The sequence below is a fragment of the Parajatrophihabitans canadensis genome (assembly GCF_053764775.1).
In genome coordinates, this window is record NZ_CM132445.1 from 142536 (window position 1) to 159880 (window position 17345).

Genomic DNA, 17345 nt, shown 5'->3' on the forward strand with positions numbered 1-17345 from the left:
GCGGCCGTCAAGCTCGGTCGGTCGCGGGAAACACGAACTCCCGCACGAGCACACGGATGATCAACGCGACCGGCACAGCAAACAGCGCCCCCGGAATGCCGAGGATCGCGCCGCCCAGAATTACCGAGGGAACCGTGATCACGCCGGGTAGCTCGACGGAAAACTTCATGACCCGCGGCTGAATGAGATAGTCCTCAGCCATCCGGTATCCGATGTAGAAGATCAGCGTCGCGACGGCGGTAGGCAGGTTCACGGTCAGCGATACGAGCGTGACGATCGCGCCACCGACTGTCGAACCGATGACCGGTACGAGTGACAACACTGACACCAGTGCGCCCAGCAGAACGGGGTACGGGATGCCCCAGGACAACGCCCAGACGGTGGTGCCGATACCGCACAGCAGGGCGATCATGACCGTCGACAACATGTAACGGCCGACCTGAGTGATCAGTTCGTCCACAATGCGGCCAGCTCGCCCCCGACGGGTCGCTGGAACCGCCATGAGCGAGAGGTCACGCAGCTTGGGCAGGCCGACAGCGAAATACAACGACAGGAATGCCACCACGACGATGTCGGTCACGGCGTTGAACAGGAACTCGCCGCTGGTCAGGACGTAGTTGAGGACCTTGGTCGGGTTGAAGCTGCTGGTGGTCGAGGCGTTGTTGGCTGTGGAGAGCCGATCGCCCAGCGATCCTAGGTGGCCTTCGGCGTTCTTGATCAGTGACGGCGCATCCTTGATCAGGCCGGGTAACTGGGTGCTGGCCGCGTCGATCGCGAGGATGAATGGCGCGCTCAGCAGCGCGACGACCGCCAGCCAGGTAACGAATGCCGCGAGCGGACGGCGCATGCCCCGGCGGTGCAAGAACTGGACCATCGGATCGAGGGTCACGCCGATCAGCAGCGCGAACGCCACGATCAGGATGACGTTCTTCAGGCGTTCGAAGATCACGAAGCCGAGGTAGGCGACGCCGACACCGACGGCGAACCAGAGTGCGAAGGCGATCACCGAGTGAGGGCGGCGCACCGTCACTTCGGAGTCGTCCGGCGTTCCGCCGACCGGCACTGCACCTTTGGTGTCCATCGAGGTCAGGCTAGTGGACTTTCGGGACGACAACCCGGATTAGCGTTCACAGGAAGCGCTGTGATTTCTCAAAGGTAGCGTCGAGGTGCGGAGAGTTTGCTGTCTTACAGAGCAGCCAGCTTGCAACGAATTCACACAACGAGTTCGTGCGATCAGAATAGATACGAACCGAGGTTACGACCATGAGCGACGATCCCACCAGCGGCCAGCCGACCGGCCAGCAGGGCGATCCCCGCGATTCCGCCAGTGCGGCCCAGCAAGTCCCGACTGGACCTGCCGCGGCCCCCGCTTCGCAGCCCATTCCGCTACCCGGCGCTGGCCCGATCCAGAGTGCACCTACGCAGGGTGCACCGACAGTTCAAAATGGCCCCCACCAGACCACTCCGTATCCCGCCGCGGTTGAGCCGAGTGCCCAGTACCCGAGTGGCCAGTACCCGAGTGGCCAGTACCCGAGTGCCCAGTACCCGAGTGCCCAGTACCCGAGTGCCCAGTACCCGAGTGCCCAGTACCCGAACGGCCCGTATCAGAACGGTCCGTGGGGACCGACGAACTGGGTCCAGCGCGATGACGCCAATGCTGCCGGTTCGGCGGCTGGGGCTGCTTGGGCGGCCGAGCCGCAGCAAGGTGCCGCTGACCAGTTCGCGCAGGGGTTGTTCGCACAGGGCCAGAACCCGCAGGGCCAGAACCCGTACGCCCAGAACCCGTACGCCCAGAACCCGTACGCCCAGTCTCCCTACGCCCAGCAGGACCCTCGCGCCGGCTATTACAACGCGCAGGCGTCCTATCAGAATGCTCAGCAGGCACCCCAGCATGGTTGGGCACCGCCGGCGAACTACTGGGCGCCCCCGGCGCCGGGTGTAGCCGGTTACTCCGCACCCCCGCCCCCGCAGAAGCCAAAGCATCGCCGAGTCCTGATCGGCTCGGTCGCTGCAGCCGCAGCGGTGGCCATCGCAGTGGGCGCGGTCGCCATCACGGAGCGATCGAACGGCGATTCGTCCCAGCAGACCGCCTTGACATCCCCGAACAGCCAGTCGGGCGGTTCGTCCAACGGCGGCTCGGGAAGCAGCGGGGGCGAAGGCCAGTTCGGCTTCGGCAACCCGTTCGGCTCAGACGGATCAGGTTCGGGCTCAGACGGTTCGGGCTCCGGCGGCTTCGGCTCAGGTGGCTTCGGCTCTGGCTCGAATGGCAGCGGATCCTCAGGCACCGGAACCACTGGCACCGCGACCAAAACCCAACAGGTCGGCGTTGTCGACATCAACACCGTCCTCGATTACGGCACGGGTAAGGCGGCCGGCACCGGAATGGTGCTGACGTCATCCGGCGAGATCCTCACGAACAACCACGTGGTGGACGGCTCGACCAGCATTTCGGTCGTCGTCGTTTCGACGGGCAAGACCTACACGGCTACGGTCGTCGGCACGGATCCGACCGATGACGTCGCGGTCCTGCAGCTGAAGGATGCCTCAGGTCTGGCCACCGCCAACCTGGGAGATTCGAGTTCGGTCGCGGTCGGCGATTCGGTGACAGCGGTCGGCAACGCCGGCGGTACCGGCGGAACGCCGAGCTCGGCAACCGGCAAGGTGACGGCGCTCGACCAGTCAATCACCGCCAGCGATGAGGACGGCAGCAACTCCGAGAGCCTTACCGGGCTGATTCAGATCGACGCCGATATTCAACCGGGTGACTCCGGCGGTCCGCTGTACAACGCGAAGGACCAGATCATCGGCATCGACACGGCCGCCTCTACGTCGCGATCGACCAGCACGGTCGGGTTTGCCATTCCGATCGCGAAGGCGACCTCAATTGCCAAGCAGATCGAGTCCGGCAATGAGACGAGCACCATCCACCTCGGCTACCCGGCGTTCTTGGGTGTTCAGTTCTCGACCCAAAGCGCTGGCGTCGGCGGCGCCGCAGCAACGATTTCGGGCACGGTCAGCGGCTCTGCTGCTGACAAGGCCGGCCTTGTCGCGGGTGACACGATCACTGGCGTCAACGGCACATCGGTGAGCAGCGCGACCGACCTGTCGGGGATCTTCAGCAAGCTCAACCCGGGCGATCAGGCGAAGATCACCTACGCCGACACCTCCGGTGCATCGCACACGGTGACGGTCACGTTGGGTAGCGGTCCCGCCGACTAAATCTCGGCCGGCACAGATACTGGCCGGCACAGATACTGGCCGGCACAGACTCAGGGCCCGGATCGGGGTGATCCCCGATCCGGGCCCTGTTCATTTTTTCTAGCGTTTCAAGCATGACGAACGGGTTGACTCGGCCGACTACGGAGCACTGGCAGGCGAATCCCGCGGCGCTGCTCGCGGCGGTGTGGACGGGTGTCTTTGCCGGGCTGCACATCTACTGGGCGGCCGGAGGCGGCGCGCGGTATGCGATTGACCTGATTGCTATTCCTGCGTGCCTCACAGGTGCCGTTCTTGCCTGGCGGCTCGCGCGTGATCCGTACCGCCGGTGGCTCTTCGTCGTCGCGGCCGGCGGCAGTTCGCTGATGTTGTGGCACGCCGTGCTGAACTACTTCTTCCTGGCAATCAGATGCGCGATCGGACAGCCGTTGACGACCGACGATCGCTACTACGCCTTTCTGTACGAGCCATTCTGGGCTCTGGGCGGCGTGCTCTGGTTGCTTGCAGTCCTGCACTTCAGAGCGGGCCGTCCGCTACGAGCCATGAATCAGCCGATTTCACAAGCTGATCGTCAGCCATTTGTCGCGTGCTGACTTGTAGCCAGATAGCTCTCGATCTCTGTCAGCACGCGCGATTTGACCTCGTCGGGTGCGAAGGACGCTTTCACCGCGTTGCCCGCCAGGGCGCTGATGCCTGATTCGTCCAGTCCCAAGAGACTCGTCGCGATCTCGTACTCGTGATTCAGATTTGTTGAAAACATGGGGGGATCATCGGAATTGATCGTGACCAGCACACCGGCATTGACCATTTCCGGCAGCGGATGCTCGGCGAGGGAAGCGACCGCCCGAGTGGCAATGTTTGATGTGGGGCATACCTCGAGAGCGATCTGGTGCTCAGCGAGATAGGCGAGCAGCTTGGAATCACGAACCGCTGACGTCCCGTGTCCGATGCGCTCGGCCCCAAGGGTGTGCAGGGCGTCCCAGATGGTCTCGGGCCCCGTCGTTTCACCTGCGTGGGGGACGCTGTGCAGGCCTATTGCGCGCGCAGCATCGAAGTACGGTTTGAATTGCGGGCGCGGTACTCCGACCTCGGGGCCGCCGAGCCCGAAGCTGACCAAGCCGTCAGGTGTGAGCCGGGTGGCGACGTCGGCGGTGAGCTCGGCCGAAGGCAGGCCCGCCTCTCCGGGTATGTCGAAGCACCAGCGCAGGACGACTCCGAGGTCACGCTCGGCGGCCAATCTGGCGTCTTCGATCGCTTCCAAGAAGGCCTCCGCGCGGATGCCCCGATGAATCGAGGAATACGGCGTGACCGTTAGCTCCGCATAGCGGACGTTGAGGCTGGCCATATCGCGGGCGATTTCGTAGGTCAGCGTGCGGACATCTTCGGCATCGCGGATCAGGTCCACCACGGACAGATAGACCTGAATGAAGTGCCCGAAGTCGGAGAACGTGAAGTATTTGGCCAATTGGTCAACGTCTGCAGGTACGCCCGCGGACGGGTGCCGGGCAGCGAGCTCAGCGACAATTCGCGGCGACGCCGACCCGACGTGATGTACGTGCAATTCGGCTTTGGGCAGGCCGGCGATGAAATCAGCAAACGGGTGCGGGCGCAGTGTGGAGTCTTCAAATGCTGGGTTCACCCGGGCATTCTCCCAGGTACCTCGTGAATGAACATCTGGTGACCTGGCCAAATGGCGTCGAAAGTAACTTCTAGGCTGTAGTCATGACCGTTCCGAACATAGCGCTCAACAATGGCGTCACGATTCCGCAGCTGGGTTTCGGAGTATTCCTGGTGCCGGAATCCGAGACCCGCGCTGCTGTACGTACAGCGCTTGAAGTGGGCTATCGCCACATTGACACCGCAAAGCTCTATGACAACGAACGTGCGGTGGGAGCCGCTATTGCTGAATCCGGCATTCCACGTGACGAGGTCTTCGTCACCACCAAGGTTTGGAACTCGGAGCAGGGCTACGACGAAGCCATCGAGTCGTTTGAGGCATCGACGAGCCGACTCGGGCTCGACGTGCTCGATCTGCTGCTGATCCATTGGCCCGCGCCCGCGCTCGACCGCTATGTAGACACCTGGCGGGCTTTCGAAAAACTGCAGGCGGATGGGCGGGTTCGGGCGATCGGCGTTTCGAATTTTCACACCGACCACCTCAAACGGCTGATCGAGGAGACCGGTGTGGTTCCTGCGATCAACCAGATCGAACTGCACCCGCTGTTGCCGCAGTCCGAGATTCGGGCGTTCGATGCCGAACACGGGATTGTGACCGAGGCTTGGTCGCCGCTCGCCAGGGGTGGTGCGGTCCTGAGTGATCCGGTGACGACGGCCATCGCCGAACGGCATGGCAAGACACCCGCTCAGGTCGTGCTCCGTTGGCATATCCAATTGGGCAATGTCATCATTCCGAAGTCGGTTACGCCGTCTCGAATTGCTGAGAATTTCGAGATCTTTGACTTCGCGTTGAGCGAGGACGACGTATCGGCGATCAGTGGCTTGGAAACTGGCCACCGAGTTGGCCCCAACCCCGACACCTTCAGCCGCGCCTGAGATTTCGTCCGACGTCCCCGCGGGGACTACGCGGCCCGCTGGGCTGTCTCGTCCGCTCGATGCTGCTGTTTTCGTGCCGCTCGGCTGGCTAGCAACGTGCTCGTGATGTAGTCAAGATCGAAGCGTTCACCACCCCAGCGCGGAACTGCTTCGGCGTCGAACTCGGGAAGGGGGTCGGTGTTGCGTGGCGCGATAGGCACCGGTTCCAACGGCTGCCCGTGCTCGTCGCGGAACGCGAAGCCTCCCGCGCCGTCGATGGTGATGGTGAGCCCGTCGCGATGTATGGCTCGGTGGTGAAACGTGCAGACGAGCACTAGATTGTCGAGATTCGTTGGACCACCGTCGGCCCAATGCCACACGTGATGAGCGTGTAGCTTGCGAGCCCGCCCTTCGGTGCAGGCGGGCACGGCGCAGCCGCCGTCTCTTGCGGTGAGCGCGCGCCGCATCGCGGTCGGAACGGTTCGCGTAGACCGTCCGACGTCGAGGATCTGTCGGCCATCCTTGACGATGACCAACAGCCTGGACTCGCATGCGAGCCGGCGAATCTGTCTATGTGTCAAGGTTGCACCGGACTCATACGCTGCCCGTCCGCCTGCGGCCTCGTCCAGCAGAACCTCTGCGTCGAGGTGGACCACGAGTTCGGTGCCAGGCTGTTGGCTCACGGCGACGTCTGGTTCGGCCCCGAGATATGACCGGGCCAAGGCGACCAGAGCGTCTGCCGTGGGCCGAGCGGGCGGTGCGGGCGGCGTATTCCCAAGTTGCGGTGCGCCGGTCGCGGATAGTCGTCGTGCGACTGCGTCCAGCGCGGCGAGTACCGCGGCGCCCTCGTCGCTGTCCAGGCAGGCGGTGAGGTGAATCATGCCGTGTTCGTCCTCGCGCCAGGTCAGCCGGCGTCGCTCTGCCCGCGAGGACTCGTCCAGCGTCTCGCAACGGCGCCAGGACGAGACCGTTCGCTCGACCTGTGCAGCAGTCGCCGTGTGCGCGAATGCGATTAAGGCACCTTCGTCCTCGATAGTGGCGACTCGGCTCAGTGCCCGTACCTTCGCGTAGGACAACCGACCCGCGCCGAATTCGTCCCTGATCGCTGGCAATTCCCGCAGGCGACGGGCGACGCGAACCTGCTCTCGAGCGGCATGCGGGCTGAGGTGGCAGCGCCAGGCGAGCCAATGCGCGCACGACTTGATGCCGACACCAAGCCAATCGGCCCGCGCGTCGAGCTCACCCACGAGGATGAGCAGACGTGCGCCCGCGGTCTCTATCTGCCCAACCAAGGCGCAGATTTCACCCTGCAATCGCTCGAGCGAAAGATCTTCGACCGTCCCGCAACCGACACGCCCGCTCACCACTTGTATGTCCGTCATGACACAGATGTTTCCGTAGGCGTACGACAATTTCGTTGCCCCGAGAGGTTGGTATACGGATGGGTCGCCATGACCACCGCTGTGTATACCAACCTCGATACGAACGCGAGGTTCAGTCGCCGAGCGCCGCGCTGACGATCGAACGGGCCTCGTCCTGGATCTGGGCCAGGTGTTCAGGTCCGGCGAAGGATTCGGCATAGAGTTTATAGACATCCTCCGTGCCAGACGGTCGAGCGGCGAACCACCCGCGTTCGGTCGTAACCTTCAGCCCACCGATCGGGGCACCGTTGCCCGGGGCTGCGGTGAGTCGAGCGGTGATTGGGTCGCCTGCCAGCTCCGATGCCGATACCTGATCAGGTGAAAGCTTGCCCAAAACCGCCTTTTGCTCGCGTGTCGCAGGCGAATCCACCCGCGCGTAGGCCGGCGCGCCAAACCGTTCGGTCAGCGCGCGGTAATGATCCGATGGCGATGACCCTGTCACAGCAAGGATTTCTGAGGCCAACAGACAGAGGATGATGCCGTCCTTGTCGGTTGTCCAAACGGTGCCATCTTGGCGGAGGAACGACGCGCCCGCCGATTCCTCACCACCGAACCCGACCGATCCATCGAGCAAGCCCGGGACGAACCACTTGAACCCGACGGGTACTTCGATCAGCTTGCGGTCGAGGTCGGCAGCAACCCGATCGATCATGGACGAGGAGACCAGCGTCTTGCCGATCGCCGCATCGGCGCGCCAGCCGGGCCGGTGAGCGAAGAGGTATTGGATCGCCACCGCGAGGTAGTGGTTGGGGTTCATCAGGCCGCCCGTCGGAGTCACAATGCCGTGCCGGTCCGAGTCGGTGTCGTTACCCGTCGCAATCTCGAAGTCAGGGGCCCCGCCGGTGTCATCGCCCGAGCCGGCGCCATCACCTTCGACGAGCCGGATCAGCGAGGCCATGGCAAACGGGGACGAGCAGTCCATCCGGATTTTGCCGTCCCAGTCCAGAGTCATGAAAGCGAATTGGGGATCGACCTTCGAGTTCACCACCGTCAGGTCCAAGCCGAACCGACTCCCGATCTCGGCCCAGTAGGCCACCGACGCGCCGCCGAGCGGGTCGGCGCCAATCCTCACCCCCGCCTCACGGATCGCATCGAGGTTGACCACTGTCGGCAACGCCGAGACATACGCGTCGAGAAAGTCGAAGCCTTGCACGTACTCCGAAGCTCGGGCCCGGTCGTAGCTCACCCGCTTCACACCGCGCAGCCCAGCGGCGAGCAGCTCGTTCGCGCGATCCTGAATCCAGCCGGTGATATCGGTACCAGCGGGTCCTCCGTCCGGCGGGTTGTATTTGAACCCGCCGTCCGGCGGCGGATTGTGTGATGGCGTAACCACGACGCCGTCGGCCAACCCGATACTGCGACCGGAGTTGTAGGCCAGAATCGCTCGCGACACCGCCGGGGTCGGGGTGAGCCCGTTGCGCGAATCGACCAACACGGTGACGTCGTTGGCGGCGAACACCTCCAGCGCCGAATGGGTGGCTGGCGAGGAGAGCGCGTGGCTGTCCTCGCCGAGGTACAACGGACCGTCGATGCCATTGCTGGCCCGATATTCGACGATGGCCTGGCTGGTGGCCACGATGTGGTCCTCGTTGAACGTCGTCGCGAAGGACGAACCTCGATGGCCGGAGGTGCCGAACGACACCCGCTGCTCGGGCTGCTTCACATCCGGGTGAAGCGCGTAGTACGCGTCGATCAGGGCAGATACGTCCACCAGGTCGGATTGCTGAGCCGGTTGGCCGGCACGCGCTGAGTTCGCCATGCCTCGATCCAACCATCGACTCCCGAATGCGCAAACGATGGAGAGCTGGGTCGCAGCGCTGTGAGCCCCGTAAGTGGGTTGGGTGCTGGTGGCGTGATGGATGCATGAGGGACATCGCTTGGGTGCCGGAAATGGAGGAGAACTGGACTTGTATTCCATAGCGCGGTCAGACACGGCCGCGCCGGTCACGGGACGCCGTTCCAGTCCCCCCGTCTGCGGAGCTCACAGTGTTAGACGTCGTATTCATCCTGGTCACAGTCGCGATCTTCGCCGTGCTGGCCCTTGTCGCAAAGGGAGCCGAGCGATTATGAGCACCGCCAACCTCATTGGCCTGATCCTCTCGGTGCTGTTGGTCGGCTACCTCATCGTTGCGCTGGTCTTTCCGGAGAAATTCTGATGAGCGGCACAGCGGCGGGCATCATCTTCATCGCGAGCCTCATCGTCGCCCTTGCGTTGGTCCATAAGCCACTGGGCGATTACATGGCACGCGTCCTGACGAGCAAACGGCATCTCGCTGTTGAGCGGGTGATCTACAAGACCGGCGGCATCGACGACGAGGCTGACCAGACTTGGGGACGTTATCTGCGTTCGGTGCTGGCCTTCAGCGCTGTCGGCGTCCTGTTCCTCTACCTGTTCCTCCGGATCCAACAGCATTTCTGGCCACCCTATGACGTGCCCGCGATGTCGCCTGGGCAGGCCTGGAACACCGCCGCCAGCTTCGTCACGAACACGAACTGGCAAAGCTACTCGGGTGAAAACGCCCTGGGCTACGTAGTCCAGATGGCGGGCCTGGCCGTCCAGAACTTCCTGTCCGCGGCGGTTGGCATCGCCGTCGCCATCGCGCTTGTGCGCGGCTTCGTGCGGACCAAGACAGATCGTCTCGGCAACTTCTGGGTCGATCTCACCCGGATCAGTCTGCGGGTACTGCTACCGATCTCGATCGTGTTCGCGATCGTATTCGTCGGCGCCGGCATGATCCAGAACCTGCACCACTACGCCGATATCACTACAGCAACTGGCGGAACGCAGACCCTGACCGGTGGTCCGGTCGCGAGCCAGGAGGTAATCAAGGAGCTGGGCACGAACGGTGGCGGCTTCTACAACGTCAACTCCGCTCACCCGTTCGAAAACCCCACGACCTGGACGAACTGGCTCGAGATCTTCCTGCTGCTCGTCATCTCGTTCTCGTTGCCACGCACCTTCGGCAAGATGGTCGGCGACAAGCGCCAGGGATACGCGATCGTCGCGGTTATGGCATTGCTCGCCGTCCTCAGCCTCGGCCTGAACTTGGCTGCCCAGACTGCGCACCACGGGACTGTCCCGACGGCGGTCGGGGCCGCGACCGAAGGTACCGAAACCAGATTCGGCGTGCCGGACTCATCCGTCTTCGCAACCGCCACGACACTGACGTCGACCGGGGCGGTGAACAGCTTCCACGACAGCTACACAAGCCTCGGCGGCGCCACGTTGATCGTCAACATGATGCTCGGCGAGGTCGCGCCGGGCGGCACCGGATCCGGCCTCTACGGCATCCTGATACTCGCCATCCTGTCGGTCTTCATTGCCGGCCTCATGGTCGGACGAACACCTGAATACCTCGGGAAGAAACTCGGCGCGAGAGAGGTGAAGTTCGCCTCGCTATACATCTTGACCACCCCGGCCATTGTGCTCGTCGGCACGGCCGTAGCGATGGCCTTGCCCGGTGAACGGGCCAGCATGTTGAACACCGGCCCGCATGGTTTGTCTGAGGTGCTCTACGCCTTCACGTCGGCGGCGAACAACAACGGCAGCGCGTTCGCCGGTATCTCGGTGAACACCAACTGGTACAACACCGCGCTCGGTATCGCGATGCTGGTCGGACGCTTCCTTCCGATGGTGTTCGTTCTCGGTCTGGCGGGCTCGCTCGCCCGGCAGAAGCCTGTCCCGGCATCGGAAGGCACGCTACCCACGCACAAAACGTTGTTCATCGGCCTGCTCACCGGCGTCACCCTGATCGTCGTCGGTCTCACCTACTTCCCGGCGCTGGCGCTGGGACCACTCGCAGAAGGACTCCACTAATGGCTGCCGACACTCGTGTTGGGGCAGGTCTACTCGACCCGAAAATGCTCTGGAAGGCGCTCCCGGACGCGGCTGCAAAGCTCGATCCGCGAACGCTTTACAAGAATCCCGTTATGTTCATCGTCGAGATCGGGGCGGTGTTCACGACAGTCGAGGCGATCGCCAATCCTTCCGTCTTCGCGTGGCTGATCGTGGTCTGGCTGTGGTTGACAGTGCTCTTTGCCAACCTTGCTGAAGCCGTAGCAGAGGGTCGCGGTAAGGCTCAGGCCGAGTCCCTACGGCGCGCCAAGACCGACACGTTGGCTCGCCGCCTCATCCGCACAAAGGGCTCGTCAGACAGAACTGCCTACCAGGGCCAGGAAGAACTCGTTCCCGCCCCGCAACTCCAGCAGGGCGATTGGGTCGTCTGCGAGGCCGGCGACGTGATTCCCGGCGACGGCGACGTCATCGATGGTGTTGCGAGCGTGGATGAAAGTGCGATAACCGGTGAAAGTGCGCCCGTCATCAGAGAGAGTGGCGGTGACCGTAGCTCAGTCACTGGTGGCACAAAGGTGTTGAGCGACCGGATCGTCATACAGATCACGCAGAAGCCAGGCGAGAGCTTCATCGACCGGATGATCGCGCTGGTCGAAGGAGCCAGCCGGCAGAAGACCCCGAACGAGATCGCACTGAACATCTTGCTGGCCTCGTTGACGGTGATCTTTCTGCTCGCCACAGTTACCCTGCAGCCATTGGCCATCTTCGGTAAGGCCAACCAACCAGGTATCCCGGACACGGCTGCGCTCAATCAGAATGGCGTCACCGGCATCGTCCTTGTCTCTCTGTTGGTCTGCCTGATCCCAACCACCATCGGTGCCCTGCTGTCCGCAATCGGTATCGCCGGTATGGATCGACTGGTGCAGCGCAATGTCCTCGCCATGAGTGGACGGGCGGTGGAAGCAGCCGGCGACGTGAACACGTTATTGCTCGACAAAACCGGCACGATCACGCTCGGAAACCGGCAAGCCTCAGAATTCATCGCGGTGGGTAACGTTGACGTCGACTCGCTTGCCGACGCTGCGCAGCTGTCATCCCTGGCGGATGAAACACCTGAGGGACGTTCAGTAGTGGTGCTCGCCAAGACTGAATACGGTTTACGCGAAAGGGTGTCCGGCGAGTTGGCACACGCGACCTTCGTGCCATTCACCGCTCAGACGCGAATGAGCGGTGTCAATCTCACAGCGCTCGACGACCACCCGGCCCGCGAGGTACGAAAGGGTGCCGCTGGCGCCGTTGCCGAGTGGGTAAGGGAGAACGGCGGTCAGGTCCCGCACCAGATGGGCCAGATCGTGGACGGTATCAGTGCCTCCGGTGGCACGCCGCTGGTGGTCGCCGATCGGGTAATTGGTGACGAGGCCCAGGTTCTCGGCGTCATTCACCTGAAGGATGTCGTCAAGCAGGGCATGTCCGAACGCTTCGATGAGTTGCGCCGGATGGGCATCAAGACGATCATGATCACTGGCGACAACCCCTTGACCGCCAGGGCGATCGCCGAAGAGGCGGGTGTCGACGACTATCTTGCCGAGGCGAAGCCTGAGGACAAGATGGCTCTCATCAAGCGGGAGCAAGAGGGCGGCAAGCTCGTCGCGATGACCGGTGATGGCACAAATGACGCGCCGGCCCTGGCTCAAGCTGACGTCGGCGTGGCCATGAACACCGGTACGTCAGCGGCGAAAGAGGCCGGCAACATGGTCGACCTCGACTCGGACCCGACGAAGCTCATCGAGATCGTCGAGATCGGCAAGCAATTGCTGATCACGCGCGGTTCGCTGACGACGTTCTCGATCGCCAACGACGTCGCCAAGTACTTCGCCATCATTCCGGCGATGTTCGTGGCGTTGTACCCCGGGCTCGACAAGCTGAACATCATGCGCTTGTACTCACCGGAATCGGCGATCCTGTCTGCGGTCATCTTCAACGCCCTGATCATCATTGCGCTGATTCCGTTGGCACTACGTGGCGTTCGGTACAAGCCCAGTTCGGCCAGTCAGATGTTGCGGCGAAACCTCTACATCTACGGCCTCGGCGGCATCATCGCGCCGTTCGCAGGTATCAAGATCATCGATTTGATCATCCAGTTCATTCCCGGAATCCGGTAATTGTCATGAAATCATTTAGCATTTCGCTACGCACCTTCCTCGCGGGGTTGCGCATGCTGCTCATCTTCACGGTGATCCTGGGCATCGCCTATCCACTCGTGGTGCTGGCGGTCGCGCAGATTCCCGGTCTGAAGAGCCGAGCCAACGGTTCGGTCATCTCCGCCAACGGCACCGTGGTGGGCTCGAAGCTGATCGGTCAGAACTTCGTCGACGACAAGGGTGATCCGCTGGTGCAGTACTTCCAGCCACGCCCCTCGGCGGCCGGCGATGGCTATGACCCGACGGCCACCAGTGCCAGTAACCTGGGCCCGGAGTCGATCGTCGACGTCCTGCCGGACCCTTCAGTGAAGGACGACAGCGGAAAGCAGAGCCTGCTCACCCAGGTCTGCTCGCGCAGCCTTGCCATCGGTCAGCTTGACGGTGTCGACGGTTCACGGCCGTACTGCACGCCGGATGGCGTGGGAGCTGTGCTCGCGGTGTTCTGGTCCGGCCCCGGCTATGCCGGAACCGTGACCCGGGTGGTGAGCCTCAACCAAACGGGGTCCGCGACACCGTTCATCAGTACCTACCGCGGGGTTCCGGTCGAGCTGGCGAAGTTCGGTGAGGACTACTCACACGCGCAGGTCGTCCCGATTCGGGGCAACGCGCCGTCGCACCCGGCAGTTCCCACCGATGCGGTGACCGCTTCAGCATCCGGGCTCGATCCCGAGATAAGCCCGGCGAACGCTGCCATCCAGGTTGCGAGAGTCGCCAAGGCCCGCGGCGTGACTGTCGATCAGGTAAAGGCGTTGGTGCAGAAGTACAGTAAAGGCCGTGACCTGGGCTTTCTCGGAGAGCCGCGCGTAAACGTGCTGCAGCTGAATCTGGCCCTCGACGCTAGCTACCCGGTCAAGAAGAGTTAGGACGATGAGTTGGCGCAACGCGGCCACCTGAGGGTCTACCTTGGTGCGGCTCCGGGAGTCGGCAAGACCTTCAAGATGTTGGACGAAGGTAACCGGCGGGCCGCGCGTGGCACCGATGTGGTGATCGCGTTCGTGGAAACCCACGGGCGCGAGCACACCGCTGACCGAATCGGGGATCTGCCGGTTCTGCGCCGAAAGAAGATCGTCTATCGGGGCGCCGAGTTCGAGGAGATGGACCTGGAGGCCGTCCTCGAGCGGCGCCCCGAACTGGCGTTGGTGGACGAGTTGGCCCACACCAACGTGCCTGGTACCGGCTACGCCAAGCGGTGGCAGGCTGTCGAGGTCTTGCTCGAGGCGGGCATCGATGTGGTGAGCACGGTCAACGTCCAGCATCTGGAATCGCTCAACGATGTCGTGCAGGCGATTACCGGGGTACCCCAGCGAGAGACAGTGCCCGATTCGGTTGTCCGAGCTGCGGAGCAGGTCGAGTTGGTCGACATGACGCCGGAGGCACTGCGGCGGCGGATGGCGCATGGCAACGTGTATCGCCCGGACAAGGTCGACGCGGCGTTGTCGAACTACTTCCGTCCGGGTAACTTGACGGCCCTTCGAGAGTTGGCGTTGTTGTGGTTGGCCGACAGCGTTGAGGAGGGCCTGCAGAAATACCGTGATCAGCACGGTATTGCCTCTACCTGGGAGACGAAGGAACGCGTCGTGGTGGCCTTGACGGGCGGCCCGGAGGGTGATGCGCTCATCCGGCGGGCAGCTCGAATCTCGGCGCGGGCGACCGGCGGCGAGCTTCTCGCGGTGCACATCGCCCGCAGCGACGGCCTGGCGGGCTCGTCCATCGCATCGCTTGACCAGCAACGGCTATTGGTCGAATCTCTCGGCGGCAGCTATCACTCGATCATCGGCGACGACATTCCCACAGCCGTGCTCGAATTCGCCAAGGCGAAGAACGCGACCCAGATCGTCATCGGGGCAAGTCGACGGAATCCGTTCGTGGCCGCTTTGACCGGACCGGGCACTGGTATGACCATCACGCGCCGCTCGGGCACCATCGACGTGCACGTGGTCAGCCATGAATACGTGGGCAAGGGGCGCGTGCTGCCCAAGATCCATGGCGGGTTGACGATCCAACGCCGAATCGCCGGGTTGATCGTCGGCGCCATCTTGATGGCTGCCCTGGTGCCATTCACCGTTGCTCTCAGGGCTGACCTGACGCTTGGCAGCGATCTGCTGTTGTTCCTGCTCGCGGTGGTGATCTGCGCCTTGGTCGGCGGTTTCTACCCGGCGCTCGTCGCGGCCGTGGTGTCCAGTTTGCTGATCAACTTTTTCCTGGTCGAACCGGTGCATCGGTTCACGATCTCCGAACCGGAGAACATTCTCGCCCTCGTCGTCTTCGTCGTCATCGGGGTGCTCGTGTCGAGGGTGGTTGACCAGGCTGCCAGGCGCAATGTGGAGGCCGCCCGTTCCAACGCCGAGGCAGAGACCCTGTCGACGCTTGCCGGCAGCCTGCTGCGCGGCGAGCAAGCGCTGCCGGCATTGATGGATCGGGTGCGGGAGACCTTTGCCGTGAGCAGCGTGACGCTGTTGCGCCGGGAGTCCGAAGCGCCGGCCAGCGGTCGCCAGACGGCGTCCTCCGATATGCGCGGCACGTGGTCGAAGGTGGCCAGTGTCGGCGATGACCCATGTTCGAGCCCGGACGAGGGCGATACCGAGGTTCCAGTCGGCGACGATCTCGTGTTGGTGCTGCGGGGACGGATCTTGGCCGCAGAAGATCAGCGCATGCTGGCAGCCTTTGCCACCGAGGTAGCGGTTGCCTATCAGCAACGCCGGCTGGCCGAACAGGCTGGTGCTGCCACCGAACTCGCCCAGACCGACCGGGCGCGGACGGCGCTACTCAATGCCGTAAGCCACGACCTTCGTACCCCGATCGCATCGGCCAAGGCAGCGGTCTCGAGCCTGCGAAATCAGGAGATCGCGTGGAGCCAGGAGGATCGCCGGGAACTGCTGGAGAATGCCGACAACGCCCTGGATCGATTGACGGCGCTGGTGACCAACTTGCTTGATCTGTCGAGGTTGCAGGCAGGTGCATTGTCGGTGACGGCGCAGCCGGTCGGCCTCGATGACATCGTGAGTCGTGCGCTACCGATGTCGGGCCCGATCCGGTCCTCTCCAACGCCCATCCAGATCGACGTTTCATCTGATTTACCGGAGGTTTTGGCCGATCCGGGGTTGCTGGAGCGGGTGATCGCTAATCTGGTCGAGAACGCTCAGCGATACAGCCCACCCGAAGTACCGGTCAGGGTGGCCGCCAGCGCGCACGGAGGGACGGTGGAACTGCGGGTGATCGATCATGGCCCGGGTATCCCCGAGGCGGCCCGCGAGGCTGTCTTCGCGCCCTTTCAACGCCGCGACGACCGGGCGGTCAGCACCGGGGCCGGGGTCGGCCTCGGGTTGGCGATCGCCCGCGGCTTCGTCGAGGCGATGCGAGGCACGATCAGCCTCGAGGAGACGCCCGGCGGCGGCCTGATGGTGAGCGTGACCTTGCCGACCGCGCCGGCGAGTAGCTCGACCGAACCTTCGATCGTGCATACCGGGCAAGCTTGATGCGCGTTCTAGTCGTCGATGATGAGCCCCAGATCGTCCGGGCGCTCGTGATCAACCTGCGCGCACGAGGTTACGAAGCGAATTCGGCCGCCTCGGGCGCCGCGGCCCTGATCGAGGCCGCGAAACATCCGCCGGACTTGGTTTTGCTGGACCTGGGCCTGCCCGACATGGACGGTGGCGAGGTGATCGCCGGTTTGCGCGGCTGGACCAGCGCGCCGATCATCGTGTTGTCGGGCCGGGTGGGTGGTGCCGACAAGGTCGCGGCCCTCGATGCCGGCGCCGACGATTACGTGACGAAGCCGTTCGGCATGGACGAACTGATGGCGCGAATGCGGGCCGTCACTCGACGGGCCGCTCCCGAACTGGGCGCGGAACAGGCCGAGGTGCGGATCGGTGACCGTGTCATCGATCTGGCCGCGCACCAGGTTCTCGATGGCACTGGTGCCGAGATCAGGCTCACGAAGACGGAGTGGGAACTGCTGGAACGCCTAGTGCGCCACCCGGGCAAGCTCATCACCCAGCGCCAGCTGCTGACCGAGGTCTGGGGGCCGGCATTTGCCGACGAGTCCGGCTATCTCCGATTTCACTTCGGGCAACTGCGGCGCAAACTCGAGGCAGATCCGGCCCGGCCCCGGCATCTGATCACCGAGCCCGGTCTTGGGTACCGCTTCGCCGAGTAGCTCGGTCGGGTTTCTTGTCTCGCAGG

Annotated in this window: 13 protein-coding genes; 9 read left to right on the forward strand and 4 right to left on the reverse strand. The window is 63.5% G+C overall.

The window, feature by feature from the left end; genetic code table 11:
- Window positions 1-7 precede the first annotated feature (7 nt).
- Window positions 8-1081, reverse strand: a complete 1074-nt coding sequence (locus ACSMXN_RS00630) for an AI-2E family transporter (RefSeq protein WP_022914999.1) — start codon at window positions 1079-1081, stop codon at window positions 8-10.
- Between the two features lie 182 nt (window positions 1082-1263).
- Here ACSMXN_RS00630 and ACSMXN_RS00635 point away from each other — a divergent pair, with 182 nt between their 5' ends.
- Both ACSMXN_RS00635 and ACSMXN_RS00640 read left to right on the forward strand, forming a co-directional pair.
- A complete protein-coding gene (locus tag ACSMXN_RS00635; RefSeq protein WP_022914998.1) occupies window positions 1264-3219 on the forward strand; it encodes a trypsin-like peptidase domain-containing protein in 1956 nt (651 codons plus the stop codon).
- A gap of 113 nt (window positions 3220-3332) precedes the next feature.
- Complete coding sequence (locus tag ACSMXN_RS00640; RefSeq protein ID WP_022914997.1) at window positions 3333-3809, forward strand: hypothetical protein; 477 nt, start codon at window positions 3333-3335, stop codon at window positions 3807-3809.
- On the opposite strand, the gene ACSMXN_RS00645 is transcribed toward ACSMXN_RS00640, so the two are convergent.
- A complete protein-coding gene (locus tag ACSMXN_RS00645; RefSeq protein WP_022914996.1) occupies window positions 3788-4855 on the reverse strand; it encodes an adenosine deaminase in 1068 nt (355 codons plus the stop codon). The two genes, ACSMXN_RS00640 and ACSMXN_RS00645, sit on opposite strands and share 22 nt — an antisense overlap.
- Window positions 4856-4938: 83 nt before the next feature.
- Here ACSMXN_RS00645 and ACSMXN_RS00650 point away from each other — a divergent pair, with 83 nt between their 5' ends.
- Window positions 4939-5769, forward strand: a complete 831-nt coding sequence (locus ACSMXN_RS00650) for an aldo/keto reductase (protein WP_022914995.1) — start codon at window positions 4939-4941, stop codon at window positions 5767-5769.
- 26 nt (window positions 5770-5795) lie between these two features.
- Here the strand turns inward: ACSMXN_RS00650 and ACSMXN_RS00655 are convergent, their stop codons facing one another.
- Window positions 5796-7130, reverse strand: a complete 1335-nt coding sequence (locus ACSMXN_RS00655; RefSeq protein WP_022914994.1) for an HNH endonuclease signature motif containing protein — start codon at window positions 7128-7130, stop codon at window positions 5796-5798.
- Window positions 7131-7242: 112 nt separating this feature from the next.
- Window positions 7243-8928 carry a phosphoglucomutase (alpha-D-glucose-1,6-bisphosphate-dependent) gene (pgm, locus tag ACSMXN_RS00660; RefSeq protein WP_022914993.1) on the reverse strand — a complete coding sequence of 562 codons (1686 nt, stop codon included), beginning with the start codon at window positions 8926-8928 and terminating at the stop codon, window positions 7243-7245.
- A gap of 307 nt (window positions 8929-9235) precedes the next feature.
- On the opposite strand from pgm, the gene kdpF reads away from it, so the two are divergent.
- Genes kdpF through ACSMXN_RS00690 form a run of 6 tightly spaced genes read left to right on the forward strand, consistent with a single transcriptional unit; the run spans window position 9236 to window position 17319 of the window.
- Window positions 9236-9325 (forward strand): K(+)-transporting ATPase subunit F, encoded by a 90-nt coding sequence (gene kdpF / locus ACSMXN_RS00665; protein WP_035944522.1) that lies wholly within the window; start codon window positions 9236-9238, stop codon window positions 9323-9325.
- Window positions 9325-10986 (forward strand): potassium-transporting ATPase subunit KdpA, encoded by a 1662-nt coding sequence (gene kdpA, locus ACSMXN_RS00670; protein WP_022914991.1) that lies wholly within the window; start codon window positions 9325-9327, stop codon window positions 10984-10986. Before kdpF ends, kdpA begins: the two co-directional genes overlap by 1 nt.
- Window positions 10986-13124: a potassium-transporting ATPase subunit KdpB gene (kdpB, locus tag ACSMXN_RS00675; RefSeq protein WP_022914990.1), complete on the forward strand. Its 2139-nt coding sequence runs from the start codon at window positions 10986-10988 to the stop codon at window positions 13122-13124. Before kdpA ends, kdpB begins: the two co-directional genes overlap by 1 nt.
- A gap of 5 nt (window positions 13125-13129) precedes the next feature.
- Window positions 13130-14026 (forward strand): potassium-transporting ATPase subunit C, encoded by an 897-nt coding sequence (locus tag ACSMXN_RS00680; RefSeq protein WP_022914989.1) that lies wholly within the window; start codon window positions 13130-13132, stop codon window positions 14024-14026.
- Between the two features lie 9 nt (window positions 14027-14035).
- Window positions 14036-16639, forward strand: a complete 2604-nt coding sequence (locus ACSMXN_RS00685; RefSeq protein ID WP_022914988.1) for a sensor histidine kinase — start codon at window positions 14036-14038, stop codon at window positions 16637-16639.
- Complete coding sequence (locus ACSMXN_RS00690; protein WP_022914987.1) at window positions 16636-17319, forward strand: response regulator; 684 nt, start codon at window positions 16636-16638, stop codon at window positions 17317-17319. Before ACSMXN_RS00685 ends, ACSMXN_RS00690 begins: the two co-directional genes overlap by 4 nt.
- Window positions 17320-17345 lie beyond the last annotated feature (26 nt).

Coding starts and splice junctions, on each gene's coding strand:
- ACSMXN_RS00635 (WP_022914998.1), top strand. CDS start 1,264: ATGAGCGACGATCCCACCAGCGGCCAGCCGACCGGCCAGCAGGGCGAT.
- kdpB (WP_022914990.1), top strand. CDS start 10,986: ATGGCTGCCGACACTCGTGTTGGGGCAGGTCTACTCGACCCGAAAATG.
- ACSMXN_RS00655 (WP_022914994.1), bottom strand. CDS start 7,130: ATGACGGACATACAAGTGGTGAGCGGGCGTGTCGGTTGCGGGACGGTC.
- kdpA (WP_022914991.1), top strand. CDS start 9,325: ATGAGCGGCACAGCGGCGGGCATCATCTTCATCGCGAGCCTCATCGTC.
- ACSMXN_RS00640 (WP_022914997.1), top strand. CDS start 3,333: ATGACGAACGGGTTGACTCGGCCGACTACGGAGCACTGGCAGGCGAAT.
- ACSMXN_RS00630 (WP_022914999.1), bottom strand. CDS start 1,081: ATGGACACCAAAGGTGCAGTGCCGGTCGGCGGAACGCCGGACGACTCC.
- kdpF (WP_035944522.1), top strand. CDS start 9,236: ATGAGCACCGCCAACCTCATTGGCCTGATCCTCTCGGTGCTGTTGGTC.
- ACSMXN_RS00650 (WP_022914995.1), top strand. CDS start 4,939: ATGACCGTTCCGAACATAGCGCTCAACAATGGCGTCACGATTCCGCAG.
- ACSMXN_RS00680 (WP_022914989.1), top strand. CDS start 13,130: ATGAAATCATTTAGCATTTCGCTACGCACCTTCCTCGCGGGGTTGCGC.
- pgm (WP_022914993.1), bottom strand. CDS start 8,928: ATGGCGAACTCAGCGCGTGCCGGCCAACCGGCTCAGCAATCCGACCTG.